General features: G+C 72.5%; 2 protein-coding genes. One reads left to right on the forward strand and one right to left on the reverse strand.

What is annotated here, in order from left to right; all coding sequences use genetic code 11:
• Positions 1–323, reverse strand: a 323-nt coding sequence (locus ABTZ89_RS38200) for a DUF6474 family protein (RefSeq protein ID WP_351054255.1), incomplete at its 3' end; no start/stop codon positions are given.
• Between the two features lie 166 nt (positions 324–489).
• Between ABTZ89_RS38200 and ABTZ89_RS38205 the strand changes: the two genes are divergently transcribed.
• The coding region (locus ABTZ89_RS38205) for a TM0106 family RecB-like putative nuclease (RefSeq protein ID WP_351054258.1) at positions 490–2,080 on the forward strand (1,591 nt) is incomplete at its 3' end.

Below are 2,080 nucleotides of genomic sequence, written 5' to 3' on the forward strand. Positions count from 1 at the left end.
AGCGCGTCGGTGTCGCCCGCGATGCGCGCGTGCAGCGCCGCGCCGCGACCGGTGTAGGTGCCCAGGTCGTCGACCGGGACGCCCAGGCGTCGCGCTCGCGCACGGTCCAGGTAGTCGCGGACGGCCGAGACCGCGCGGATCGCGAAGGGGAGCAGCACCGGACCGACCACCTTGGCCACGCCGATCGCCTTCTTGGCGTTGCTGGGCGTGATGTGCCCGTGCTCGCCGCGCTTGATCGCCTTGGCGGCCTTCTTGTCCGCCTTCTTCGCCGCCTTGACCGTGCGGCGGCCTTCGGTCGGAACCCGCTTCGTGCGTTTCCTCACCGGAACCTCCCTGTTCGCGCTGCGATCAACTCTATGAGCAGCGCCACGATCTGTCAGATCACGCGCCGGTGCGCCTCCCCGGGGCGGGTGACGGGTGCACGGGCGGCTCGGCCGTCTAGACGGGGTGATGGGCGCAGGTGTCATGGCGACGGCATACGCTTCACCCGTGAACGAAGAGGTGCTGCTCGAGGCTGGCGTGGTGACGCGCTGTCGTCGACGCGTGCACCTGGAGAACGATCCGTCGATGCGCGACCAGCCGCAAGCGCCGCTGGACCTGGGCATCGAGCAGCGCATCGCCGACGCCGCGGAGCACCGCCGAGCCGTCGCGAAGCTGCTCGGCCGGCTGCACGGCGAGGACTGGACCGAGATCCCGCGCGGCGCGGTGGCCGATCGCGCGGAGCTCACGCTGGCCGCGATGCGCGCCGGGACCCGGTACATCTCCGCGGCTCAGCTGCCCTCCGACAGGGAGAACGGGCGCCGCGGTTCGGTCGATCTGCTGGTGCGCAGCGGCGACGGCTACCTGCCGGTGCTGGTGGTCCGGCACAAGATCACCGACCCGGGGCGCGGGGCGCGCGTGTCGCCGGTGGAGCGCCCGGTCCCCGAGGCGTCCTCGATCGACGAGACCCGCAAGGTGCGCCCTCAGCCGCGCGACCTGCTCCGTTTGGCGCACGCGGTCCGGATGCTGCAGGCCTGCGGGATGGATGCGGACGCGCTCCGCGGCGGCGTGATCGGCGTGGAGGCCGACGTCGTCGTCTGGCACGACCTGTCGGCGCCGAACTGGCCGGAGGGCCGCACCGCGCTGACCGAGTACGAGGCCCGCTTCGCCGACCGCCTGGCGGTGGCCACCGCGGCCGCCGAAGGCGCCGAGCCGCTCGCGCAGCCCTCCCGGATCAACGAGTGCAAGGGCTGCCCGTGGTGGCCGGTCTGCGAGCAGCAGCTGCACGACCGGCGCGACGTCAGCCTGGTGGTGCGCGGCGAGGACGCCGTGGCGCTGCGCGACATCGGTGTGTCCACTGTGGACGAGCTCGCGGCGACGCCGCTGGAGCGGGCCGACGAGCTGCCGCTGACCGGCGTCCGCAACACCGACGCGATCCTGCTCGCCAAGGCGTGGCTGCAGGACCTGCCGCTGGTGCGGCGGGTCCGCGACCTGTCGGTGCCGCGGGCGGACGTCGAGGTCGACGTGGACATGGAGAGCTACGGCGACTCCGGCGCCTACCTGTGGGGTTGCTGGCTGTCCGGCGCGGACATCGGCCAGGAGCAGGGCTACCGGGCGTTCGTCAGCTGGGAGCCGCTGCCCTCCGACGACGAGGGCCGCTCCTTCGCCGAGTTCTGGACCTGGTTCTGCTCGGTGCGCCGCACGGCCCGCGAGAACGGCCTGACCTTCCGCGCCTACTGCTACAACGAGCTGGCGGAGAACCGCTGGATGCTGGCCTCCGCCGAGCGCTTCGCCGGCAAGCCCGGCGTGCCGTCGGTGGCCGAGGTCCGCAAGTTCATCCGCTCCTCGGAGTGGGTCGACCTGTTCGCCTCGGTGCGCGAGCAGTTCCTGTGCCCGAACGGCAAGGGGCTGAAGGTGATCGCGCCGAGCGCCGGGTTCACCTGGCGCGACGCCGAAGCCAGCGGCGAGAACTCGATGCGCTGGTACCGCGACGCGGTCGGCCTCGGCGGCGGGATCCCGGACCCGACCCAGCGCGACCGCATCCTCCACTACAACGAGGACGACGTCCGAGCCACCTGGATCATCCGCCGCTGGATGACTT

This window comes from Saccharopolyspora sp. NPDC002686, from assembly GCF_040295745.1.
Taxonomy (GTDB): domain Bacteria; phylum Actinomycetota; class Actinomycetes; order Mycobacteriales; family Pseudonocardiaceae; genus Saccharopolyspora; species Saccharopolyspora oryzae.